This is a genomic window from Methylibium sp., from assembly GCF_965279545.1.
In the GTDB taxonomy this organism is placed as follows: Bacteria; Pseudomonadota; Gammaproteobacteria; order Burkholderiales; family Burkholderiaceae_C; genus Methylibium.
In genome coordinates, this window is the sequence record NZ_OZ257250.1 from 4,470,039 (window position 1) to 4,493,185 (window position 23,147).

Genomic DNA, 23,147 nt, shown 5'->3' on the forward strand with positions numbered 1-23,147 from the left:
CGAGCGGCTACGGTGCCAGCAGGGCCTCGTGGATGCGGCGCGCGACCACCGGGTCGCCGAGGTAGCCGGAGATGCCGTGCCGGTTCGAGGTCGGGTTGTCGACGTCGGTCTTGTTCTCGATCGCGGGCTGCACGTCGAAGTTGTCGGCGTCCAACGGAAACAGCGCCACCACGTCGCGATCGTCCATCGCGTTGAACCAGCGGGCCGCACATTTCGGGTGGGCGATCGGCCGGATCGCCTTCTTGACGACCTTGACGGCCAGCGGCGAGCCCAGCGTGACGAAGAGCGGCACCTTCAGCTCCCGCTCCGCGCCGTCCTGCTTCAGTACGTTGTACGCCACCACGGTGCCCAGCGAGTGACCGACGACGACGGTCTCGACGCCGGGCGTGAACGCCGATCGCACGCCGCTGTCCATCACGCTGCGGATGGCCGGCTTGCTGAGGTAGCGGTAGACGTCGTTCGTGAACAGCGCGACGCTGGCGCCGCTCGCACCCGGCACCCGGCTGTCGAGCGCACCGAGGATGCCCTGCACCCAGCCCCAGTTCAGCACGCCGCGCTCGCGGACCGCCGGGTCGACGAGCGCGCCCACCTCGGCGTCGGAGAGGCCGGCCTGCTCCTGCACTTCCTTCAGGTACTCCCGCATGAAGGCCTCTTCCTCGCGGTCGAGCTGTTCGCCACGGACGACGATGCGGGCGGCTTCCTGCGCGCTCAGGCCGTTGGCCATCTGGTCCAGCGTGTCGCCGTAGTACGGAAAGCGGATCTGGTCCTCGGCGATCGGGAGCGCCAGGCCGCTCCGGGCCAGGCCCTGCGTCCACGCGTCTATCCATTGCTTCTTCAGGCCGATGGAATCCAGGTGTTCCTGTGCGCGGCCATGGACGAACACGAGTTGCCGGGTCATTGCAGTCTCCTTGCCACCATGAGTTCACGCAGGCGCCGGGCGCCGGCCGGGTTGAAATGCGTCCAGAGCGAGGGCAGCAGCTCGCGCTGAATGCCGGCCAGCCCATCGGGCAAGCCCAGCTTGAAGGCCGACAGCAGCGCCCAGCCCTGGGACAGCATCGGCAGCATCGGGTAGTGGCCGGTGGCCGGGGCCCCGGCGCCGGCACCGAGCGCGCCGGACAGCAGCCCAAGGTCGAAGAAGGACATCGACAGCTCGCCCTTCAACGCCAGGTCCATGTGGCGGATGCGCTCGGTCATCTGCAGGTCGTGGTAGGCATAGGCGGCATACAGCGCGAGCGCCGGGTCGATCTGCTTGGCGTACTGCATGCGCGTCGCGAGGGCCGCCGCCTTGTCGCCCTCGAGCCGGAACACGCCGTCGCGGGCCGAGCTGGCGACCACGCCGCGCAGGGCCCGCAGTTCGGCCGCTTGGCCGACGAAGTCCTGCCAGCGCGCGGTGTTGTCCGAGGGCTCGTAGGCCACGTCGGCGAGCTCGCCGTCCTCGATGCTCAGCGCGGTGACGAAACCGCGCACCGCCGGCAGCAGCATGCCGCTGCCGTCGGCCAGCACCAGCAGCACGTTGGCGGCCGGGCCCGGCAGGTCGATGCGCACGAGCGAGCGGTTGTCGGGGAAGAGGTCGATGCCGACCCCGGGGCTGACGCACTCGGCCACCTTCGCGCCCAGGACCTTGAAGCCGCACTGGGTCTCGAAGTGCATGGGGCCGAACGGCATGGGGCCGGGCAGGGCGGGGCTGGCACCGCTCGGCGTGCGGCCGCCCCGACTCCGGCTGCGGGGCATCGGGCGGTCCGGCTCGCCGGCCCCCGGACCGTGCGGCGCCGCGAACAGCACCGCGGCCAGGCGCGCATCGGCCTGCAGCTGGGGTGGTATCGCAAGCGCCGCGGGCGGACCGCCGCGCGTGCGCGTCGGCGTTGCGGCGGGCGGCTGCGGTGGTGGTGGTGGGAGATCCTCGACGCTGGCCAGCCAGGCTTCGTCGCCGGAGGTGATGCGCGCGTCCGGAACCTGGCTCACGGTCGCCGGCACGCCCTGGCGGGCCAGGCGTTGCGGCAGCTCGGCCAGCAGGCAGGCCTTGAGGGGACGCGGCCGCACCAGGTGCAGCGGGTGGCCGCCGAGTTCGGCCGCCTCGACGGCGGCCGGGAGCTTGCCGCTCACGGCGTCCAGCAGTGCGCCGGTGTAGACCGCCTTGAACGAGGCGCTCGACTCGGCGGGGTCCTTGACCTCCAGCGCCGGCCGGCCCAGGGTGGTGCCGAAGAAGATGTCGACCGCCTGTTCGGGCCCGCCGACCGGGTCGTTGGGAAAGATCTCGCCGCCGGTGATGCCCTGCGCCTGCAGGCCCTCGGCGGCGGTGCGGCAGGCGTCGGAGATGAAGACGACATGCGGGATGCCGCTGCGGCGCGCCAGCACGATGCTGCCTTCGACGTTGACCGCGGCCGAGCTGTCGATCGGCGCGTCCGACAGCAACCAGTATTCGCCGTAGCGGATGTTCACGCCGTGCCCGGCGAAGTAGACGATGAGCTGCTCGATCGAGCCGCTGTCGACCAGCGCGCGAACGGCCTTGCGCACGTCGGCAATGTCGACTGGCCCTTGTTCGTCGGTGAACAGCAGCACGCGCTTGCGCGGCATGCCTTGCGCCAGCGCCCAGGCCTCCATCGCCTTGGCGCCGTTGACGGCATCGGTGAGCACCGGCAGTCCGCCGGTGCGGTTCACGCCGATCAGCACGGCCGCTCGCGTCATCCGTGCGCCTCGTCGAAAGTCTCGTCGCCGGTCGGCTCGTAGTGCGGCACGGCGTTCATGTCGTGCCGCAACTTGGAGAGTTCCGCATACATCCGGCGCCGGGCCCGGCTCTGGTTGCCCAGCGGCCGATGCTCGGCAATGCAATGCCAGGGGTTGTAGGAGAGCCGCTTGGCGAAATCGAGCTGGGCCGCGGAGGCGAAGGTCTGGCGCGGCAGGCGCAGCGTGGCCACCGACACGCGCGGCGACAGCCGCTCGGGCCAGAGCACGCCGTTGTTCTCGATCGGCATCAGGTGCGGGTCGGTTTGCAGCTGCAGGCGGATGTCGAACTCCACGTCGCCAGCGGCCAGCGAGGCGACCATCGCGTCGCGCAGGTAGTCGTCCGGCGGTCGCAGCGGCAGCCGCGGTATCGGGGTGCGCGTTTTGGCGATCGGCCACACCGAATACTGCATCGCCTGGCCGTCGCCGAGCAGGTAGGGCACGCAGCTGAAATACGGCGCCTCGAACGGGCTGCTCTGGGTCTTGATCCACAGCGCCTGCATGATCAGGTCCAGCAGATGCGGCCGATGGAGGTTGACGAAGTAGAAGATCGAGGCGTTCTTCAGGCTCTCGATCTGCAACTGCGCGTTCGCCTTCGTGTCCGGCGTGACGAAGGTCGGCGTCGACACGCCGAACAGGTCCTGCGTGAACTTCTCCTCGTCCATCAGCTTCGGCCCGGGCACGCCCATCAGCTTGATGCTGATGCTCATGAAGCCTACGTCCTCGATGTCGGGCGTCACGTAGGGACCGGGGCCGGAAAAGCGCACCCAGGCGCGGTAGCTGCGCGGCTGCGCATAGATGCCGTGGCGCAGCGGCGCGGGCAGGCCGTCGTGAACGATGAACTCGCCGCGCACGATGCCGTGCGTCTTGGTGTTGCCGCCGCGCTCGAAGCCGCCGGGCTTCCAGAGCTTGCGCATCTGCGCGGTGAAGGTCGAGATGATCGACTGGAGCTGCGCCTCTTCGTCGGGGAGCGGCCTTTCCTCGGCGATCTTCAGGCCCTCGTCCGCGCGCCGTGCGTTGATCAGGGCGGTGACCCCGCGCGCGATCGGGTCGCGCAGGACCGCGTCGAAGGCCGGGCGGATGAAGGGGTCGATCCGGCGCTCCAGGTGCACGAGCACCATCGACGCATCGCTCAGGAAGTTCAGGGCCGCCGAGCCGGTGTCGGCACGCGGCGCGGGACGGCTGGTGTTGGAGTTCATGACGGAGTCCCCTTGCTCATCGCGCCGAAGCCAGGAAGCGCAGTGCGCGGATGCCCGGCAGGAAGAAGTAGGCCCCGCCCAGCACGGTGACGAACTGCGGAAGGCCGGACACGCGCTGGTCGGGCCCCTGGGCCTGCGGTATCGAGTAGTGGTCGGTGGGCGTTCCCGCCGGGCCCGGCTGGCGATTGCCGAGCAGGGGATCGCTTTCGTCGGAGAGCCCGTCGAACTTCGCGGCCATCAGCCAGGCCGCCTGCACGAACTCGAACTGGCGGGCGAGGTTGGCGCCGAGGCAGATGAAGTGCAGGCCCGTCTCGTCGCCGGCGGCGGTGCCGGCCAGCGCCTGCGGCAAGGACACCGGGCTGCCGTACTCGCGGCCGCGCCGCAACAGGCGGTGAAAGCGGGTGGAGGCAACGAGATCCCGGGCCCGGGCCTCGGCATCGAAGCCCAGCGTGCGCACCAGCCGCGCGACGGGACCCGACCCGCCGGGCGGCAGGTCGGCATTGCGCGGATTGCTGCGCCGGATGTGGGCGCCGAGCGGGCAGCGCAGTCCGGCCGGGTCGGCGCGGAACGTGAAGGCGTTCAGCTGCGCCGGCTCCGGATGGCCGGTCTCGCCCTCGAAGGCCTCGCCGCCGGGCTCGGCGAGCGGCACGCCCTGCAGGGTCCTGCCCACCATGGCCTCGGCCAGGCGTTGCCGCACCAGCGGATCGCTGCCGGCCTGGCGGTCCAGGAACTGCCAGAAGCCGGCCACGTCCTGGCGCAACTGGCGCAGCACCAGGTAGCTGCCGTTGCGCCCCAGGTCGGCCTTGTCGGGGGCGTCTTCGGCGCGGGCCAGCAGCCCGAGCGCATCGCGTTGCGGGTCGAGCAGGGGCCGGTCGGTGTAGCCGCCGTATTCGTTCGGGTAGCCGAGCAGGAACTCGCCGAGGCAGGCCAGGTTGGTGTAGGCCGGCGGGTCCGCATCGCGTGCCGGGCGCCGGCGCTCCCAGTCGACCCGCGGCTGCGAGATGCCGTCGACGAAGCCGAAGGGCTCGACGCCGTCCATGTCGGACGTCGACAGGCAGGCCATCTGCTCGAAGCCCGCGGTGCATTGCGCGCAGACCGTGCGCTGCCACGCGGGCAGGTGGCCGGGCAGCGCATAGAGCAGCAGCAGCACGTGCGGCACGCCGGGCGCAGCACCCCAGCGCCAGCGGCTCGGGTCGCTGGCCCCCACGTCGCCGAGCCGGCGTGCGCGTGCCGCATCGTCCATGCCGGCGATGAACTCCGCCGAGAAGCCCGCGACGATGTCGTCGGCCACGCCCAGCGCGCGCAGGCCCTGGCTGGTCAGCGCCACCTGCAGGGCGGTCTGTGGCACCGGCTCGGCATTGCGGGCGCTGGTCACCGGGGCGCTCGCCAGCCATGCCCGGGCGGCGTCGCGGTCGGTGATGCGCAGGAGCACGAAGCAGGCCTGCGTGTGGTGCTTGTAGCCGAAGCGGACCAGGCCCTGGACGTCGTCCAGGTCGACCGGTGCGGCGGACGCCGGCGCGGTCATAGCAGCCTCAGCCAGGCCAGCGCCTGCGCGTCGCTCATCGCCGATCGCTCCAGGCCTTCGCGGATGCGCTGGTTGCGCCTGAGGTCGGCCAGCGCCAGGCCGGGGTAGGCCTTGTACCAGACCTGGGTCGGCAGCTGGTGGCGCCGCTGGTAGTGCTTGAAGCGCTGCTCGATGCGTGCGCCGCCCAGGATCAGCCAGCGGGTGCGCGGCCAGCCGACGCCGTTGCTGAACAGCAGGTTCAGGCCCCAGGCCGCCTTGTTGATGAAGTCGTCCATGTAGCTCTGGTGGTTGCCGTCGTAGTTGCTCATGAACAGGACCCGGCTCTTGCCGTCGAGGAACACCCAGCGCGCGAAGTGGATGGTCTGCACGCGCGCCAGGTAGCCGCGCGTGTACACATGGCGGGCGGCATAGTCGACCAGCACCAGCAGCACCGTCAGCAGCCAGCGCCGGAACCGCCCCGGCTTGACCAGGCCGAGCGCCGTGTACTGGTTCGTCACGTCGCGGTCTTCCTGGTCTTGCAAGGTTCGCAGGGCGCGGTCTTCCGGGCGCGGGCAGACCTCGGGATCGTTGCGCTCGCGCGTTCGCAGCTGATGGATCAGCAGCGGCAGCAGCACGACCAGCAGCGGCAGCACCAGGAGCCCGACCAGCGGCACGGTGACCACGTGCGCGAGCCGGGCCAGCCGCCATGGCAGCGGCGTGGGCGGCGCCGGCGTCAGGGCCAGCCGGCCGCTGCGGACCTCGGCTTCGACGCGGGCGATCAGTTCACGCCGTATCCGCTGGGCATCGGCACCCGACGCCGGCCCCGCGCGCGGGACCTGCGTTGCCAGCAGCGCCTGCAGCGCGCTCTCCTGCCGGATCTGCTGCACGGTGCGCCCGACCCAGTTGACGTACAGCGCCGCCACCGGCAGGTCGCGCGCCAGCATCCAGGCCAGCAGGTCGCCGCCGGCCTCGAAGCCGGCACAGTGGGCGAACAGCCTGCGCAGGCCGTCGCCGGCGCGGCGCGCAAGGTCTGCCAGGAAGGCGCGGGCCGGCCCGTCGCAGTCGCCGATGAGCGCGAGGTATTTCGGCAGGCGCGGCGCCGGCGCGCCGTGGGCCTCGAGGTCGGCCAGGGTCGGATCGTCGAGGATGACCAGGCGCGCGAAGTGCAGGCTCTCGAACTCGCCGAAGCGCAGCACCGCGTTGCGCGGATCCAGGACGCCGGGCGCGGTGTTCATCGAGGCCAGCAATTCGCGCAGGCCCGGCTCGCGCCCGGCGGCGAGCGGTGCCACCACCGTGAAGTGGGACTGCGGGGTCACGACGGTCCTCGCGCGGCGCGGCCGGCCCTAGAACTGCAGACAGAAGTCGATCAGCCGCTTCTTGGACCAGTAGACCTTGCCGAGATAGAAGCCGGGGCCGATGAGCCGGATCTCGTCGCGGACCCAGTGCGCCAGCAGCGAGGTTTCCGAGTAGTCGAGCACGATGCATTCCTTGCCGTCGAGCCAGCTCGCGCCCTTGTAGACCTTGGCGACGATGGCCTCGACACCGAACATCAGGATCCGGTTCTTCAGCACGCCCTTCTGGGCATCGAACACTTTTCCCTGCCAGCCGAAGTGATTGATGATGCTGGCGATGCTCTCGGTGAACTTGGTGCCCGGCGCGATGATCGCCGTGCCCTGCGCCTGGCCGTTGGGGATGTCGCCCGCCGGGCTGGCAAGAAACAGCTCGTCGAGCTGCTCCTGCGACATGTCCATCAGTTGTGCTGCGTCGTATGCCATGGTCGGCTCCTCTCGCGGTGTCCCGCTGTGAACAGGCTGAAGGTCTCAGTGATCCTGCGCCGCGTCGCGCAGGATCGTGTCGGCGGCTTTCTCGGCGATCATGTAGACCGCGCTCGCAATGAAGAAGCCCGGGATGCGCGGAAACGCCGATGCGTCGACGACCCGCAGCCGGCGCGTGCCGTGAACGGCGAAGCGGCTGTCGAGCACGCCGCCGGCATCGGCCGCACCGATGGCGCAGGAACACGACGCGTGGTGACCCCAGGCCGTGTCGCGCACATAGGCGGCCAGTGCCGCATCCGACTGCAGCTGCGGGCCGGGCGACTCCTCCTCGGCGATCAGGCCGCTGTCGATCAGCGGCTTCGTCAGGCGGCGCACGAACCGGATCGCCTGCACGACGGCCTGCAGGTCGTCGCCCGCCGCGTCGCTGCCTTCCTCGAAGTAGCGGAAGTTCACGCGCGGCATGTCGCGCGGGTCGGCCGATTGCAGCGTCACGGTCCCGGCGCGGTTCTGCGTGTGCGCCTTGAGCACCGCCCAGGTCAGGCAGTCCTGGCGCCGCCGGATCAGGTCCGAGAAGCCGTCGCGGTAGCCTTCGAACTGCGCCAGCAGCGCCATGCAGAAGAGGTCGGGTTCGGCCCCCGCACGGTCGGAGCGGTGAGTCATCGCCAGCGCGGCCCCGTTTGAAGCGTACATGCCGCTGCGCGCGTCGTTCCAGCGCTGCCACAGCGGGTCGCCGTGCTCGAAGCGGGCGCCGTCGAGCACGCGCCAGGGGCGGCGCATGCGGTGCGTCACCGCCACCTCGTAGCGGTCCTGCAGGTTGCGCCCGACCCCGGCGAGATCGACGCGCGCCGCGATGCCGTGGGCGCGCAATTCGGCGGCCGGGCCGATGCCCGACAGCATCAGCAACTGCGGTGTGTTGAACGCGCCGCCGCACAGGATGACTTCGCGGCGCGCATGGACCTCGCGCCGCTCGCCCGGCCCCGCACTCGGCACGGCATGGGCGCGGTACAGGCGCTCGCCTTTGAGGTACTCGATGCCGCTCGCCGCGCCGTCGGCACCGAACAGGACCCGCGTGGCCAGCGCGTCGAGCTCGATGTGCAGCCGGCCCGGGTGGTCGGCGGCGGCCTGCAGCAGGCGCTCGCGCGCACCGACGCGGGCATGGCCCGAGGTCGTCAGCGGGGTGTAGCACAGGCCCTCGAAGTCGCCGCCGCCCCACGGCCGCGCATTCGGGTCGCCCATGCCGCGCAGCCAGTGCACAGCGCTCAGCAGCGGCGTGGGCAGGCTCTTCGCGAAGACGCGGGCCGTGCCGCGCACCGTGTCCACCAGGTCGTCGTCGCCGAGCGCCTCGAGGGGGACGGAGCGCTCGGTGCGCAGCCAGCCGTCCCAGCCATGCCCCGTCCGGTCGAGGCCGACGCGCCGCAGCGCGCGCCACACCGGGCGGTGGTGGCAGGCCTCGAGGCGCCGGGCATAGCGCCGCATCCGGGACGCACGCCACGAGCGATCGCCGGTCAGCTGGGCGATGTCGTTCCAGTCGCTGGCGTGCGGCAGCACGAAGATCATCGCGTTGTGCGCGGTGCAGCCGCCCAGCGCCGCGGCGCGCGGGTACAGGACGCCGCGGCGCGGGTCGTACTTCGGGTCGCGGGCCTGGCGTGACTCGTCGGCGTAGTGCCGGACCTGGAAGTTCCAGCTCATCGCATCGTTCTCGCACGCGAAGGGATGGAAGGCGGGCACATCGTAGTCATCGGGCCGTTGCTGATCGGCGCCCGTGCGCGGGTCCGCGCCGGCCTCGATGACGAACACGCGCATCCCCGCTTCCACGAGCCGCGCCGCCAGCGGCCCGCCGCCTGCGCCCGAGCCGACGATGACATAGTCCCATTCGAGCCCTCCGGCATTGGCCATGTGTGCAGTCGTCTGGTGGTCGGACGCTGCCTGTCAGAACGTCTTGAGGAAGGCGATCAGCGCGCGCTTGTCCGCGTCGCTCAACTCCGGTTCGCGGCCGAAGGCCTTCTCGTCGGCGCTGAGCCCGTCCTGCCTGTTGAACTCGGCGGTGCCGAAATAGTGACCGCGATTGACGACGAAATCCGGGCACTTGCTCAGCGCCATCATCGGCGCCTTCAGGTTCGCGAAGCGCTTGCGCAGCTCTTCGTCGCTGGCGTTCGCGGGGGCCGTGGCCAGATCGACCTTGAGCTTGAGCAGGAAGTCGCCGATGTCCGCCACATGGCTGGCCTTGTCGCCCAGGCTGTCGCTCTCGGCGCGCAGCTTCAGGTTCGACAGCAGGCCGACCGGAACGCCCTGCGGGATCGGGCCGAGCACGATGTCGCCGCCCTCGGCCACCAGCCACGGCAGCCAGCGGTGCAGCCGGCCCTGCAGCGGCTGCATCGCCTCGGGCACGAAGCCGATCGGAATGCTCACCTCGCTGCGCTGCGTGGTGCGATCGATCAGGCCGGGGATCTTGTCGCCCAGCAGTGCATCACGCTCGCGCTTCTCGGGCCACAGCATCTGCTCGATCGAGGCGTCGAACACCTTCATGCGGCTCTCGACCGAGGGGCTGACGTCGAACGGGCCGACGGAGTTGTTCAGCAGGAAGGGCGCGGTCGACCAGATGCTGATCAGCGAGGGCACCCGCGTGTAGCCGCGGCCCCCGGCCGGCATCGCGTACGGCATCGGTTCGCCGGTGAAGGGGTCGCTGAGCGTGACCGTTCCGACCGACGGCAACTGCTTGTAGGTCTGCGACGAGAAGTTGTCCCAGATGTTGCCGGCCAGGGCGTTGGTCGCGAGCGGGCTGCAGGCGTTGGTGCGCAGCAGGGTCGACGGAATGCGCGCTTCGGTGGACAGGTAGTTGCCCTGCAGGAAGTCGGGCGCCTGGACGATCCTGCGCATCTGCGCCTTGTAGTCTTCGGTCTGGGTCTGCGCCCAGTAGCGCTTGAAGCACTCCATGTAGCCCGCGCCCTGGCATTGCGCCGCGTTGAGCTCGGCCAGCAGCGCGGGCGCCTTGCTCGAATGGCAGCGCGCGCAGGTGTCGGCGAACACGAGCTTGCCGCGCTCCAGCGTGGCGCTGTCGGCGCTCAGGTAGCGGCCACCGCCGAGGGCAGCCGCGAGCCGGTCGGGCTGCGCCGCCTTCAGGAAGAACAGCGCGGTGTTCGGCGTGCCCGCTTCGGTCGCCTGCCAGTAGGTCGAGTTCTTCTGCGCGTCGGCGATCCGGATCGGCGTGATCGTCTTGCCGCCCACGATCGGGTTGAAATGCAGCAGCCACTCCTCGCTGAACAGGCCGATGTTGAGATAGACCCGGTTGAGGGCACCGAGCAGGCCTACCGAATCGGCGCCGTCCTTCAGCACATGGGGCGTGCGCACCATCGCGTCCGGCTTGGAATAGAAGTCGAGCAGCGGCCCGCTCGCGAGCACGTCGTTGAACTGCTTGTTGTCGAGTTCGCCGCCGGCGAGCTTCTCCTTGCCGATCTGCCTGGCCACGCCCATGCGCGCCATGAAGTCGTAGACCGCGTTCATGGTGCGCGGGTTGTTGATGCTGTCGGTCGACACCAGCGAGGTGTCCATCGTGCCTGGCCGGAAGGTGTGCGCGAGCTGGAACATATAGTTCCGCTGGCCCTCGGGCTTGTTCGCGTTGGGGATGAAGAGCCGGTCGACCCACATGTACTGCGCGCCGACCGACGAGCTGAGGTTGGCGAACTTCGGGTGCGCCGGATCGTCCGGCGGATTCACCGGGCTCGGGCCCAGATGGCAGAAGCCGCAGGACATGCCGACGCGGTACGGGCGGACCAGATCCTCGCGGTTGTAGTAGGCCGGGTCGGTGTAGTACTTCTCGGCGTTCCAAGCCTTCGCGGCCTTTTCGTCGAACGCCGGATTGGGGAACAGGCGCAGGCCGGCGATGCCGGAGGCGTAGCCGTAGAACGATCCGACCGGCAGGGTGCTGCCATCACCCAGCGGCTTGCCGCGCGCACCGATCGCCACGCCCGGGTACTTGCCTTCGTTCTCGAACGGGTCGGGCGCGCAGTCCTTCGTGCGAACGTCGAGCCACAGGCCGCGGCGATTCGGGTCGGGCCCGGTTGCGCTCTCGAAGCACGGCTCGTTCACCAGGCCGAGGTAGGCCCAGCGGTTCGTTCGCGAGTAACCCTGGCTGGGGTGCGAGCTGACGATCTTCAGCAGGTCGAACGCGCCGAAGGTGTAGTCGGTCATGCGGTCCCAGAAGCGGTCGTTGCCGCCGCTCCACACCAGCCACATGTTGCGGCCCTTGATCTCCTCGGGCGACAGCGCCAGGCCGCCGTCCATGTCGTGGAAGTAGTCCTCCGAGGCGTGCGGGAACGAGGCCAGGTCGCGACCCGCTTGCCTGGCTTCGTCGAGAACCGCGCCGGGCTGCGGCGGCCTGGAGCACCCGGCCCAGGCCAGGCAGACCATCAGCAGTGACAGGCGTGCGGCGCTGCAGCATCGTTGGATCATGACAATCCTCCTTCTCTGCCGGTCGGCCTGGTGCCTGTCGCTGGGTGGGTCCGGGCGGCACCATGGCTCGAACCCGGCAGGGCGATCCATGGTCGCGGCGAGTGTCGATGCGGTCCGCAGCGTGAGCCATCCCTAGCTGCGAGGGCCCGACAGCTCCGTTGGATTCACCCGGGGCTGCAGGTCGCGTCGACCGAGCGCTCCCTGCTGCCCCGGTCGGCCGCCGAGGCGTCGATGTGGCGCTCGAGGGCGTCGCTCAGAGCGGCCGGTGTGATGGGCTTGCTCGCATAGTCGGTCATGCCGGCGGCCAGGCAGAGGCTGCGATCGCCCGACAGTGCGTTCGCCGTCAAGGCAACAATGGGCAGCGCGGCGCGCCGTCCCGTGTCGCGCTCCCAGGCGCGAATCCGGCGGGTGGCCTCGAAGCCGTCCATCTCCGGCATGTGCACGTCCATCAGGATCAGGTCGTAGTCGGACGTCTGCACCGCGGCCAGCGCTTCGCGCCCGTTCGAGACCACATCGGCCGTGCAGCCCAGCCACTCGAGCATGCCGAGAGCGACCTGCTGGTTCACCAGGTTGTCTTCGGCAACCAGCACGCGGGCGGTGCGCCCCGCCACCCGGGCGCCGGGCGCCGCGCATGCCGGCGGCTCGCTCCGCGTCGTGACATCGGCCAGGCTGTCGAACAGCTGCGCCTGTCGCACCGGCTTGGGCAGGACGTGCTGCACGCCCCAGGCCTGGATCCGGGCTGCCGCCGGCAGCTCGTCGGCGGCGGTCAACAGCACGATCCGCACGCCGGCGATTTCCGGCACGCTGCGCACCAGACGGGCCAGCTCCAGCCCGTCGATGCCGGGCATGTTCATGTCGATCAGTGCGGCGTCGTAGGGCGCGCCGCGCGCCGCGGCCGCGAACAACATCTCGAGTGCCGTCGCCGCGCCTTCGGCGCAGCCGCCGCTCACGCCCCAGGCGTTGAGCTGGTCATGCAATGCTTCCCGGCTGGCCGCGTTGTCGTCGACCACCAGCACGCGCAAGCCGTGCAGCTGCGGCATCGGCAGTGCGCTGCTGGCCGACGCGCTGGCGAAGCATGCCGTGAACCAGAATGTGGAGCCCTGCGCGGGCTCGCTCGTCACGCCGATGTCGCCCTGCATGAGCTTGACCAGCCGCTTGGCGATCGATAAGCCCAAGCCGCTGCCGCCGAAGCGGCGAGTGGTCGAATTGTCGGCCTGGGTGAAGGCGTCGAAGATCCCCTCCTGGGCGGTCCGGTCGAGTCCGATGCCGGTGTCGCGCACCGCGAAGCGCAGCTGCATGTGCTGATCGTCGATCGTCACGACGTCCACCGTCGTCACGACTTCGCCGCGCGGCGTGAACTTGATGGCGTTGCCGACGAGGTTGAGCAGGATCTGCCGCAACCGGCCCGAATCTCCCCTCACCATCCTGGGCAGGTCCGGAGCGAGCCGCGTGACCAGCTCCAGGCCCTTGTCCTGTGCCGCGCCGGCCATCAGCACGGCGATTTCCTCGACGCTCTCGACGAGATCGAACTCGATGTTCTCCAGCGCCAGCTTGCCCGCTTCGATCCTGGAGTAGTCGAGGACGTCGTTGATGATCGTCAGCAGGGCTCGACCCGAGTGGCTGATGGTCGTTGCGAACCGCAGCTGGTTGGGCGCCAGTTCGGTGCCGAGCAGGAGTTCGGCCATGCCCAGCACGCCGTTCATCGGCGTGCGGATCTCGTGGCTCATCGTGGCGAGGAACTGCGACTTGGCTGCATTCGCCGCGTCGGCCTGCCGCTTGGCGACTTCCAGATCGGCCACGGCCTGCGCCAGTGCCGCGTCCCGGCCCTGGATCTGACCCAGCATCGCGTTGAAGCCGTCGATCAGGAGGCCGCTTTCGTCACCGCTCGTCTTGCTTGCGCGCAGCGCATAGTCGCCCCGGCGCGAGACTTCGCACATCGTGGCGGCCAGGTGCAGCAGCGGCTCGGAGATGATGCGCTGCAGCCGCGAGGCCAGCAGGCAGGCCACGAGCAGGGCCCCCGCGAACACGAGCGCGGCGAAGCCAAGCTGGCGGCGGATCTGCGCCTGCAGCCGGGTGTCGGCGACCATCAGGTCGAGACGGCCGACCGTTGTGCCGTTGACCTCGATGCCTTGCACCAGTTCCAGGTAGCCCGCCTCGAAGTTGTGCGATGCGGGCGCCCCGCCGTTCAGACCCGCGCGCCCTGGCGTGCGCAGCCGGTCGCCGCCCGCGACACGCTGGACGAGCGCCTGCAAGCTCGGGTCGCCGCTGCGGGCGGAAGCGAAGTGCTTGCCGTCGACGAGGTAGATCTCGACCGCCAGCACGTCGGCTTCCCGGGCCAGTGCGGCGGCGATTTCGGCCGCGGCCGACTCGTCGCGGAACGCCAGCGCAGCGGCCGCGTTGATGGCGGACACGCGTGCCAGCGCCGTGGCCGACGACACCATCGCGTCGCGGGCCGCCGCCGTCTGGTTGAAGACGAAGATCGCTGAAGCGGCGAGCAGGGCGAGCGTGGTCGTCGCCACGGCCACGGCGATGATCCGCGACTTGATCGACAGGGTTTGCAGCAGGGCGTGCATGGCAGTGCCGATCCTCCTAGCGGCCAGGGCTGTCGTGGCGCCGGATCATTGGTAGACCTCCTTCGCCAGGCGCAGCAGCTTGGAGCTGAGGTTCAGACGCGCCCCGCGCACCGCCTTCAGGTTGACCTCGAACAGCACCTTCGAATCGCGCACCGCCATGTTGATGGCCACGCCCTCGCGCGCAGCGTGCGGGCTGTCCGCGACCGTCAGGACCGGGCTGCCGCTTACGGCCTCGAGCACGCGCGGCAGACCGCCGATGGCGGACGGGGCGATGAACAGCACCTGGCAGCCGCTCAGCGGCTGGCTGCCGGCCAGGCGCTGCACGACGAGGCTGCGTCCGCCGATCGCCTTGCCGTTCAGCTCGTCGAGTTCCGGGCCGAAGGGATCGCGGCCGAGGACGCACAGCTTGAGCGTGGTGCCGACCTCGATGGGCCACTCGGTGAAGACCGCGAAGTTGTAGAGAAAGGCGGCCTTCAGGCGATATTCCGGCAGGTTGTCGCCCAGCACGGCCGGTGCGAACGACAGCAGCCCGCAAATGCCCAGGACCATCGACAGGAGGTGGGCCGCAGGTCGCCATCGCGACATCCTCGCTGCCGAGCCGGCCGCCGCAAGAGACGAGAGAGTCATTTCGCTCAGTAGCGGTAGCGCAGCATGACGCGGGCGCTGCGGCCGTCCTGGGCCAGCACGTCCTGCCAGTTGCCGCCGGCGGCCGGTTGCGCGTAGCGCTTGTCGAACAGGTTCTGGATGCCCAGCGACAGGTCCAGGCCCTTGGCCAGGACCTGGGTGCCGAGGTGCAGGTTCGACACGGCGTAGCCGCCCTGCTCGGCGCCGGCAACCGTGCGGCGCGGGCCGTCGTAGCGCAGCTCGTATCCCACGAGAAGCCCTGCCACCGGCAGCGGGCCGGAGAGATTGAGCCGGGCCAGCAGCTTGGGGGAGTTGGGCAGGCCGGTGCCGCCCGCGGCGTTGACGTCCTGCAACGACAGGTTGCCCCGCAGGCGGGCACCGCCGCCCCAGGTCTTGTCGGCCGACAACTCGAGGCCGCGGGCTTTCACCACACCGCCCGACGACTGGTACTGCGTCAGGCCGGACACCGGGTCGATGCCGAGGAGGATGAGGTCATGCAGACTCCACTCGTAGACCGACGCGCGCAGCGCCAGGTCGCGGCCGATCCGGTGATCGGCCACGAGTTCGCGGGTGTCGATGACTTCGGCCTGCAGTCGGGTATTGGCAACCTGTGAAACTCCATCGTCGAACTTGCTCTCGAACGCATTGGGGGCGCGGTGGGCCTTGCCGTACAAGGCCTTGAGGGTCGTTGCCGGTGTCGCCTGCCAGATCAATGCGGCGCGCGGGCTCAGCGCCGTGCCCGTGACGTCGTTGCGGTCGATGCGCAGGCCGAGGGTGGTGGTCAGCGACCCGGCCAGGCGCCATTCGTCCTGCGCGAAGACGCCGGCGCGGTAACCCGGCGCTGAAATGTGAATGTCGTTCGCCGGCTGGCTCGGGTCCAGCACTGCCTGGTCGATGCGGGCGTTGCCCTGGTACTCCAGCCCCAGCATCAGCTTGTGATCGGCCCGCGCGGCGGACACCAGGCGCAGCTCGGCGCCGTGCCATTCGCTGATGGCCGGCGAGGCGATGGGCACCCCGCCGTAGACGAACACGCTGCGGAACCGCTGCTGGCCCGCGAACAGCCGCCCCGCCACCTGCAGCGCGTTGTCCGCGTCGCGGTCCTGGTACTGGAGTTGGGCCAGCGAGTAGCGATCCCGTTCGTACTGGCCCGGCACCAGCGGGTCGGAAAGGTACGCCGCGGTCGGATCGTCCTTGCGACGATCCCCCTGGACAAATTCGACCGCCCAGGGTCCGCGGGCGGCGCGTGCCAGGAACTGCCGGTTGCGCTCGCCATCCAGGCCGGCGGCCACGCCGGACACGCCGGCGGAACCGAAGTCATGGAAGTTGTCCTGTCCGCGGGAACGCATCCCTGAAGCCGAAACCAGCACATCGATGTCGTTGTCCAGCACCGTGCCCCAGCTCGCGCGTCCTTCCCGCAACGACTGCGGGCCCTGGTAGGCCGCCGCGAGTTCGGTGCCGCCGAGGTCGGCCCCGGTCCGGGTGATCACGTTCACTACGCCGTACATCGCGTTCTGGCCGTAGACCGAGCCGCCGGGGCCGGGGATGTACTCGATGCGCTCGACCAGGTCCAGGTCGAGCGGGAATTCCCTCCCGAACGCCGCACCGTCGTAGAGCGGGTCGTTGACCCGGTTGCCATCGATGGTCAGCAGCACGCGGGTGTTGAAGTCCCCCGGCAGTCCGAAGCCGCGCGCGCCGAGGTAGGTGTACTGCCGGTCGTAGGTGGTGTAGAGGCCGGGCAGGCTTGCCAGGGCCTCGCCGAGCGTGCGCCAGCCGAAGGCCTGGATTTCCTGGCGCGTGATGATGCTCGCCGCGGCGGCCACTTCGCTCTGCTGTTGCTCGTACTTGGCGGCACTCACCACCGTGAGCTGCATCAGCTGCTCCATGTCCACCGTGGTCAAGTCCACCGTTGCCGCTCGCGCCGGCATCGCGACGGCAAGTGCCACGCAGAGTGTCAGCTTGCGCCGCTGCAAGGCGGACGGCGACTCGGGCGCGCCGGCGGTGGAGGCAGTCATGTTGGATTTCCGGCGTTCCTTCGATGGGCGGCGTCGCAGCTCGACACCAGGGGCAGCGCCCCCTGGTCCTATCGGCCGCATCGAAGGAAACTTGAGAAACTCGACCGGCCGGATCGGGTCCGGCCGGATCGACCCGTGCGAACAGGCTTCAGCCCGCCAGCACCGTGGCCACTTCCGCCGCCGAGCGCACGCCCAGCTTCGCGTAGACGCGTGCCCGGTGCACTTCCACCGTGCGCACCGACACATGGAGTTCGTCGGCGATCACCTTGTTGAGCTTGCCGGCCGCCACGCGCGCCATCACCTCGCGCTCGCGGTCGGTCAGGCTGCCCAGGCGCGCCTCGCGCTCGTCGGCGCGGGCGTCGTGGTGGTGCATGGCGGCGTCGACCGCCAGCGCCTGCTCGACGCGGTCGGCCAGCGCGTTGTCGCTGTAGGGCTTCTCGAGAAAGTCGAACGCGCCGCGCTTGAGGGCTTGCACCGCCATCGGGATGTCGCCGTGCCCGCTCAGGAACAGCACCGGGTTGCGCAGGCGCCGCGCCATCAGCTCCTCGTGCACGCGCAGGCCCGACATCGGCTCCATGCGGATGTCGAGCAGGAACACGCCCTGCAAGGGCCGCGGCGTGCGGTCCACGGTCGCGAGCAGCTCCGGCCCGCTCGCGTGCGCGCGCACGTCGAGCCCGCGCGAGGCGAGCATGAAGCCCAGTGCGTCCAGCACCGCGGCTTCGTCGTCGAGCAGGTAGACGATTCCCGCGGGCGCCGTCATCGGGCAGGCTCCGTGCTTCGCACCGCGGTGTTCACCCCGGGGACGGACCGCCGGCTCATTGGTGCACCCTGCGCACTTCGTGCGGTCCCGCCGGGTGGGAGCCTTCGCAGAGGGCCACGAAGGGGCCCCTCCGCGGCCCGGCGCGGCTCATGCCACTTCCTCCTCGTCGACCGCGGGCGCCGAGGTCACCAGGTTGGCCGGCAGCGTGAGCGAGAAGCAGGCGCCGCCGCCCGGCACGTCGCTCGCGTCGAGCGCGCCGTGGTGGGCCTCGACGATGGAGCGGCAGATCGCCAGGCCCATGCCCATGCCTTCGCGTTTGGTGGAATAGAACGCCGCGCACAGCGCTTCGACGGGGCGCCCCTGCAGGCCGGGGCCGTTGTCTCGCACGTCGATGCGGACGAAGCGGTGATCGGGCGTGCGCAAGGTGCGGGCCTCGATGCGGCGCTCACCGGGCATGTCGCCGAGCGCGTCGCTCGCGTTGCGCACGAGGTTGATGACGACCTGCTCGATCAGCACCGCGTCGGCCACCACCAGCGGCAGTGCAGGATCCAGGCGCAGGTCCAGCTGCACGCGCTGGCGCTCCAGCTCGCGGCGCAGCAAGGCAACGCCGCCTTCGACGACCGCGTTCAGTGCGCAGGGCTCCAGCTGCGGCTCGCGCCGGGTCAGGAACTCGCGGATGCGCTGCACGATGCGCCCGGCGTGCGCGGCCTGCTCGCCCAGGCGCTGCAGCGCACGCAACAACACCGGGTCGGGCGCGGCCTGCCGCTGCATCGAGTTGATGACGCCGGCGTTGTAGCTGGAGATCGCGGTGAGCGGCTGGTTCAGCTCATGGGCCAGCGTCGAGGCCACCTCTCCGAGCATCGTCAGGCGGGCGTGGTGCGTCATCGTGTCGACCTGATGGCGTTCGCGCTCCTCGGCGCGCTTGGTGGCGGTGATGTCGAGGATCGAGCCCATCCAGCCGATGTGCCGGTTGCGGGCATCGACGAGCGGTGCCTCGTAGATCCTGACGTCGAGCAGCCGGCCGTCGCGGTGGCGCCAGCGTGCCTCGTAGCCTTCGCGCGGCGCCTCGCCCGCCATGTTGCGCTGGTGGCGCAGCATGAATTCCTCGGTCGATTCCGCCGGCCAGTAGGGCATCGGCGGCATCTTGCCGACCAGCGCCTCGGGCGGCAGGCCGACCATGTCGCACAGCGCACGGTTGACGTACACGAGCCGGCCATCGAGATCGCGGGCGCGCAGGCCGACGGTGAGCGAGTCTTCCATCGCGCTGCGCCAGGCGGCTTCGGTCCGCCACGCGGCCTCGGCGCGCGAGACGTCGTGCACCTGGCGGCGCAGCATCCAGGTGATGCCGGCGATCAGCAGCACGAAGCCCGCCACCATCGCGATGGGGAAGGTCCGGTACCACTTCGGCACCTGATCGCGCGCAATCAACTCCAGGTAGGAGTCGCTGAAGGTCGGCGCCATGCTGATGCGGTAGCTCTGGCGGCCGGGCAGTTCGCGGCCCTCGGTGGTCGATGCCGTCACCTCGCCCTGGTTGCCGACGATGCGCACGTCGTACTTGCGCGTCAGCCACCACGGCACGTTCTGGCGCAGCATTTCGGTCGGCGAGTAGCGGGCCACGATCGCCCCGCCGCCCGGCAGCGGCGCCGCCAGATGGGCCGAGAGGCCTGCGGTCTGCGCGAGCGCGGCGGCCTCGAGGCTCGGCACGGGAGCCTGCTCGGGCAGGTGGGCCACGATGCGGTTGGCGGCGTCGAGCCAGGTCAGGCTGATCCAGAAGCGGCGCAGGCCCTGTTGAACCTCCGGCATCGCCGCGAACGCCAGTGCCGCGTTCGGGTTCTCCCGAAGGTGCGCCGCCAGCTCGCGCAGCAGCTGTGACTCGCGGTCGACCCGGCCGCTGACCTGGGATTCGAGCGACAGCGCGTCGGAGATCAGCTCCAGCCGCTGCAGCTCCAGGTCGGCGCGCTCGTTGCTGCGCAACCAGGCCAGCACCGCCGCGACGAAGGCCAGCGACAGCAGCAGCGGCAGAGCCCACAGCCCGCGCCGCAGCGCCGGGCGCGGCGGCAGCGCGAGCGTGGGGCGCGGCGGCGGGATCACTGCCACGCCGGGAGTCGGCTGGGCCGGTCTGGACATGCGGGCAAGTCTAGATTCGCGCAGGCGCCGTGGCGCACCCGCCGGCCCACAAATGTGGAACTCCACAACTACCGGCCGCGGAGCCTCGCGCCCAGAATGCGCCAGCCCGGAATGAACCTGCGGCACCCGCGTTCAAACCGACCGTTCGGCCTACAGACAGACAGCAGGAGACAAGCCATGTCGCATTTCCTCACCCGCCGGGGGGCGTTGACCGCCGCCGCCTTCGCCATCGCCGCCTTCGGCGCCGCCCCGCAGGCCGCCTTTGCGCAGGCTCCCATCGTCATCAAGTTCAGCCACGTCGTCGCCGCCGACACGCCCAAGGGCAAGGGCGCCCAGCGCTTCAAGGAGCTGGCCGAAGAGCGCACCCAGGGGCGCGTGAAGGTCGAGGTCTTCCCGAACAGCCAGCTCTACAAGGACAAGGAGGAGATGGAGGCGCTGCAACTCGGCTCGGTGCAGATGCTTGCACCGTCGCTGGCCAAGTTCGCGCCGCTGGGCGTGAAGGAATTCGAGGTCTTCGACCTGCCCTTCATCTTCAAGGACGCCGCCGCTTTCCGTGCCGTGACGACCGGCCCCGTGGGTGCCGATCTGTTCAAGAAGCTCGAGCCCAAGGGCGTGAAGGGCCTGGCCTACTGGGACAACGGCTTCCACATCATGAGCGCGAACAAGCCGCTGCACGCGGTGGCCGATTTCAAGGGCCTGAAGATGCGCATCCAGAGCTCGAAGGTGCTCGACGCGCAGATGCGCGCGCTGGGCGCGATCCCGCAGGTGATGGCCTTCAGCGAGCTGTACCAGGCGCTGCAGACCGGCGTCGTCGACGGCACCGAGGGGGTTCCGTCCAACTTCTACACGCAGAAGATCTACGAAGTGCAAAAGCACATGACGGTCTCCAACCACGGCCACCTGGCCTATGCACTGATCGCCAACAAGAAATTCTGGGACGGCTTGCCGGCCGACGTCCGCACCACCCTCGAAGGCGCGGTGAAGGACGCAACCACCTACGCCAACGCGATCGCAGCCACCGAGAACGCGACCGCCATGGACAAGATCAAGGCCAGCGGCAAGGTCACGATCTACACCCCCACGCCCGCCGAGCTCAACGAATGGAAGAAGGCGGTGATGCCGGTCCACAAGGAAATGGAATCGCGCGTCGGCAAGGACACCGTCGCGGCCGTCTACAACGCCACGGGTTTCGCGATGCCGAAGTGAGCCCCCCCGGGGCCGCGCCCGACCGAACGACAAGATGCGCCCCCGTGAGGGCGCCCGCGAGGAGACCACCATGTTCATGCGATTCCTGAACCATCTGGAAGAGTGGATCATCACCGCGCTGATGGGAGCGGCCACGCTCATCATCTTCTTTGCGGTGATGCACCGCTACCTGTCGGGCATGCCGATCCCGGGCCTGCAGGACTGGTTGCTCTCGCTGAACTTCTCGTGGGCGCAGGAGGCGACCATCTACCTCTTCGTGTGGATGGCCAAGTTCGGCGCGGCCTATGGCGTGCGCACCGGCATTCACGTCGGCGTCGACGTCTTCATCAATCGCCTCGCGCCGAAGAACCATGCGCGGTTCGTCGTCATCGGCCTGCTGGCGGGGGCCTTGTTCACCGGCACGGTGGCCCTGCTGGGTGCGAACTTCGTGTGGGAGAACGGCGCGCACCACGCGTTCTACAAGTTCTTCGGGCTGAACCTGGACGGCCTCACCGAAGGCCCGGTCACGCCCGACCTCGAATGGCCCACCTGGATCATCTACTGCGCCATTCCGCTCGGCTCGTCGCTGATGTGCTTCCGCTTCCTGCAGGTGGCGTGGAACTTCATCCACACCGGCGAACTGCCGAAGCACGACCACGGCCACGTCGAGGGCCTCGAAAGCGCCGAAGCCGATGCGCTGCAAGGAGCCAAGGCATGAACGGCCTCATCATCTTCGGCCTGCTCGTGCTGCTCATGCTCACGGGCATGCCCATCTCGATCGCGCTCGGCCTGACCGTGATGAGCTTCATCTTCGGCTTCACGCAGGTGCCGCTCGAATCGGTCGCGCTCAAGCTGTTCACCGGCATCGAGAAGTTCGAGATCATGGCGATCCCGTTCTTCATCCTGGCGGGCAACTTCCTCACCCACGGCGGAGTGGCCAAGCGGATGATCAAGTTCGCCAGCTCGCTGGTGGGGCACTGGTACGGCGGCCTCGGGCTGGCCTCGGTGCTGGCCTGCGCGCTGTTCGCCGCGCTGTCGGGCTCGTCGCCGGCCTGCGTGGTGGCGATCGGCTCGATCATGCTGCCGGCGATGGTGAAGGCGGGCTTCCCGCCGCGCTTCGGTGCCGGCGTGATCACGACATCGGGCGCGCTGGGCATCCTGATCCCGCCGTCGATCGCCATGGTGATGTACTCGGTGTCGACCAACACCTCGCTCAGCGGCCTGTTCCTTGCCGGCGTGGTGCCGGGCGCGGTGCTGGCGTTCATGCTCGGGCTGACCACCTGGTGGCGCGCGCGCAAGAACAACTACCCGCGCCAGCCCAAGGCCGGCTGGGGCGAGCGCTGGAAGGCGCTGCGCGACTCCTTCTGGGGCCTGCTGCTGATCGTGGTGGTGATGGGCGGCATCTACAGCGGCCTGTTCACGCCCACCGAGGCGGCGGCGATGGCGGCGGTGTACGCCTTCATCGTGGCGGTGTTCGTCTACAAGGACATCGGCCTGAAAGACGTGCCGCGCGTGCTGCTCAGCTCCGCGAACATGAGCGCGATGCTGCTGTACATCATCACGAACGCGGTGCTGTTCTCGTTCGTGCTGGCCAACGAGCAGATCCCGCAGCACCTGGCCGACTGGCTGGTGACCATGGGCCTGGGCCCCATCGCCTTCCTGCTGGTGGTCAACGTCCTGCTGCTGGTGGCGGGCAACTTCATGGAGCCGTCGTCGATCATCCTGATCATGGCGCCCATCCTGTTCCCGGTGGCGATGAAGCTGGGCATCGACCCGGTGCACTTCGGCATCCTCATCATCGTCAACATGGAGGTGGGCATGTGCCACCCGCCGGTGGGGCTGAACCTGTACGTGGCCTCGGGCATCACCAAGATGGGCATCAGCGAGCTCACCGTGGCCGTGTGGCCGTGGCTGCTCACGATGCTGGTGTTCCTCGTGATCGTGACCTACTGGCCGGCCCTGTCGCTGTGGCTGCCGCACCTGTTGCTGAAGTAGGGCGCTGGCGAGCCGCTTGCGCCACTTCGCTGCACTTCCTTCGGGCCTGTCTGACGCCGAGCGAGGAGCGTTCAACCAAGAAAAACCGGCCACCTGGCCGGTTTTCATGGATGTCCGGTTGGTGGAGAGGAGGAGGATCGAACTCCCGACCTCCGCATTGCGAACGCGGCGCTCTCCCAGCTGAGCTACCCCCCCACAGACGGTCGCCAGTGTAGCCGATCGA

The 23,147-nt window shown here is 69.6% G+C and carries 16 protein-coding genes and 1 tRNA gene; 3 read left to right on the forward strand and 14 right to left on the reverse strand.

Going from position 1 to position 23,147, the window contains the following annotated elements:
* Nucleotides 1-7: 7 nt before the first annotated feature.
* The 13 genes from ACQY9S_RS21175 to ACQY9S_RS21235 form a co-directional block, all read right to left on the reverse strand.
* Entirely contained in the window at nt 8-898 is an 891-nt protein-coding gene (locus ACQY9S_RS21175; protein ID WP_428422498.1) for a hypothetical protein, read from the reverse strand.
* Nucleotides 895-2,685 (reverse strand): caspase family protein, encoded by a 1,791-nt coding sequence (locus ACQY9S_RS21180; protein WP_428422499.1) that lies wholly within the window; start codon nt 2,683-2,685, stop codon nt 895-897. The genes ACQY9S_RS21175 and ACQY9S_RS21180 overlap by 4 nt, the downstream gene beginning before the upstream one ends.
* Nucleotides 2,682-3,920: a catalase family protein gene (locus ACQY9S_RS21185; protein WP_428422500.1), complete on the reverse strand. Its 1,239-nt coding sequence runs from the start codon at nt 3,918-3,920 to the stop codon at nt 2,682-2,684. The genes ACQY9S_RS21180 and ACQY9S_RS21185 overlap by 4 nt, the downstream gene beginning before the upstream one ends.
* Before the next feature lie 16 nt (nt 3,921-3,936).
* The gene (locus ACQY9S_RS21190) at nt 3,937-5,445 is read right to left on the reverse strand and encodes a Dyp-type peroxidase (RefSeq protein WP_428422501.1); all 1,509 of its coding nucleotides are present in this window, start codon (nt 5,443-5,445) and stop codon (nt 3,937-3,939) included.
* On the reverse strand, nt 5,442-6,740 hold the full coding sequence (locus ACQY9S_RS21195; protein WP_428422502.1) for a hypothetical protein: 1,299 nt from the start codon (nt 6,738-6,740) through the stop codon (nt 5,442-5,444). Before ACQY9S_RS21195 ends, ACQY9S_RS21190 begins: the two co-directional genes overlap by 4 nt.
* A 27-nt stretch (nt 6,741-6,767) precedes the next feature.
* Nucleotides 6,768-7,199, reverse strand: coding sequence for a hypothetical protein (locus ACQY9S_RS21200; protein WP_428422503.1), 432 nt, complete (start codon nt 7,197-7,199; stop codon nt 6,768-6,770).
* 45 nt (nt 7,200-7,244) lie between these two features.
* Nucleotides 7,245-9,095, reverse strand: coding sequence for a GMC family oxidoreductase (locus tag ACQY9S_RS21205; protein ID WP_428422504.1), 1,851 nt, complete (start codon nt 9,093-9,095; stop codon nt 7,245-7,247).
* Between the two features lie 33 nt (nt 9,096-9,128).
* On the reverse strand, nt 9,129-11,648 hold the full coding sequence (locus ACQY9S_RS21210; protein ID WP_428422505.1) for a hypothetical protein: 2,520 nt from the start codon (nt 11,646-11,648) through the stop codon (nt 9,129-9,131).
* A 164-nt stretch (nt 11,649-11,812) separates the two neighbouring features.
* The gene (locus tag ACQY9S_RS21215; protein ID WP_428422506.1) at nt 11,813-14,221 is read right to left on the reverse strand and encodes a response regulator; all 2,409 of its coding nucleotides are present in this window, start codon (nt 14,219-14,221) and stop codon (nt 11,813-11,815) included.
* 45 nt (nt 14,222-14,266) lie between these two features.
* On the reverse strand, nt 14,267-14,770 hold the full coding sequence (locus ACQY9S_RS21220) for a YfiR family protein (protein ID WP_428422507.1): 504 nt from the start codon (nt 14,768-14,770) through the stop codon (nt 14,267-14,269).
* An 83-nt stretch (nt 14,771-14,853) separates the two neighbouring features.
* The gene (locus ACQY9S_RS21225) at nt 14,854-16,857 is read right to left on the reverse strand and encodes a TonB-dependent receptor plug domain-containing protein (protein WP_428422508.1); all 2,004 of its coding nucleotides are present in this window, start codon (nt 16,855-16,857) and stop codon (nt 14,854-14,856) included.
* 148 nt (nt 16,858-17,005) lie between these two features.
* The gene (locus ACQY9S_RS21230; protein WP_428422509.1) at nt 17,006-17,617 is read right to left on the reverse strand and encodes a response regulator transcription factor; all 612 of its coding nucleotides are present in this window, start codon (nt 17,615-17,617) and stop codon (nt 17,006-17,008) included.
* A gap of 147 nt (nt 17,618-17,764) precedes the next feature.
* The gene (locus tag ACQY9S_RS21235; RefSeq protein ID WP_428422510.1) at nt 17,765-19,744 is read right to left on the reverse strand and encodes a sensor histidine kinase; all 1,980 of its coding nucleotides are present in this window, start codon (nt 19,742-19,744) and stop codon (nt 17,765-17,767) included.
* 177 nt (nt 19,745-19,921) lie between these two features.
* Here ACQY9S_RS21235 and ACQY9S_RS21240 point away from each other — a divergent pair, with 177 nt between their 5' ends.
* From ACQY9S_RS21240 to ACQY9S_RS21250, 3 genes are all read left to right on the forward strand, one after another.
* Nucleotides 19,922-20,950 carry a TRAP transporter substrate-binding protein gene (locus tag ACQY9S_RS21240; RefSeq protein ID WP_428422511.1) on the forward strand — a complete coding sequence of 343 codons (1,029 nt, stop codon included), beginning with the start codon at nt 19,922-19,924 and terminating at the stop codon, nt 20,948-20,950.
* A 76-nt stretch (nt 20,951-21,026) separates the two neighbouring features.
* Nucleotides 21,027-21,647 carry a TRAP transporter small permease gene (locus tag ACQY9S_RS21245; protein WP_428425838.1) on the forward strand — a complete coding sequence of 207 codons (621 nt, stop codon included), beginning with the start codon at nt 21,027-21,029 and terminating at the stop codon, nt 21,645-21,647.
* Nucleotides 21,644-22,924, forward strand: a complete 1,281-nt coding sequence (locus tag ACQY9S_RS21250; RefSeq protein ID WP_428422512.1) for a TRAP transporter large permease — start codon at nt 21,644-21,646, stop codon at nt 22,922-22,924. Before ACQY9S_RS21245 ends, ACQY9S_RS21250 begins: the two co-directional genes overlap by 4 nt.
* 119 nt (nt 22,925-23,043) lie before the next feature.
* On the opposite strand, the gene ACQY9S_RS21255 is transcribed toward ACQY9S_RS21250, so the two are convergent.
* Nucleotides 23,044-23,119: transfer RNA gene (locus tag ACQY9S_RS21255), tRNA-Ala, on the reverse strand.
* Nucleotides 23,120-23,147 lie beyond the last annotated feature (28 nt).

Bases quoted from the DNA above. Each gene is read 5' to 3' on its own strand.
- ACQY9S_RS21215 (WP_428422506.1), bottom strand. From the start codon at position 14,221: ATGCACGCCCTGCTGCAAACCCTGTCGATCAAGTCGCGGATCATCGCC.
- ACQY9S_RS21190 (WP_428422501.1), bottom strand. From the start codon at position 5,445: ATGACCGCGCCGGCGTCCGCCGCACCGGTCGACCTGGACGACGTCCAG.
- ACQY9S_RS21250 (WP_428422512.1), top strand. From the start codon at position 21,644: ATGAACGGCCTCATCATCTTCGGCCTGCTCGTGCTGCTCATGCTCACG.
- ACQY9S_RS21245 (WP_428425838.1), top strand. From the start codon at position 21,027: ATGCGATTCCTGAACCATCTGGAAGAGTGGATCATCACCGCGCTGATG.
- ACQY9S_RS21205 (WP_428422504.1), bottom strand. From the start codon at position 9,095: ATGGCCAATGCCGGAGGGCTCGAATGGGACTATGTCATCGTCGGCTCG.
- ACQY9S_RS21180 (WP_428422499.1), bottom strand. From the start codon at position 2,685: ATGACGCGAGCGGCCGTGCTGATCGGCGTGAACCGCACCGGCGGACTG.
- ACQY9S_RS21240 (WP_428422511.1), top strand. From the start codon at position 19,922: ATGTCGCATTTCCTCACCCGCCGGGGGGCGTTGACCGCCGCCGCCTTC.
- ACQY9S_RS21220 (WP_428422507.1), bottom strand. From the start codon at position 14,770: ATGGTCCTGGGCATTTGCGGGCTGCTGTCGTTCGCACCGGCCGTGCTG.
- ACQY9S_RS21225 (WP_428422508.1), bottom strand. From the start codon at position 16,857: ATGACTGCCTCCACCGCCGGCGCGCCCGAGTCGCCGTCCGCCTTGCAG.
- ACQY9S_RS21230 (WP_428422509.1), bottom strand. From the start codon at position 17,617: ATGACGGCGCCCGCGGGAATCGTCTACCTGCTCGACGACGAAGCCGCG.
- ACQY9S_RS21235 (WP_428422510.1), bottom strand. From the start codon at position 19,744: ATGTCCAGACCGGCCCAGCCGACTCCCGGCGTGGCAGTGATCCCGCCG.
- ACQY9S_RS21185 (WP_428422500.1), bottom strand. From the start codon at position 3,920: ATGAACTCCAACACCAGCCGTCCCGCGCCGCGTGCCGACACCGGCTCG.
- ACQY9S_RS21175 (WP_428422498.1), bottom strand. From the start codon at position 898: ATGACCCGGCAACTCGTGTTCGTCCATGGCCGCGCACAGGAACACCTG.
- ACQY9S_RS21210 (WP_428422505.1), bottom strand. From the start codon at position 11,648: ATGATCCAACGATGCTGCAGCGCCGCACGCCTGTCACTGCTGATGGTC.
- ACQY9S_RS21200 (WP_428422503.1), bottom strand. From the start codon at position 7,199: ATGGCATACGACGCAGCACAACTGATGGACATGTCGCAGGAGCAGCTC.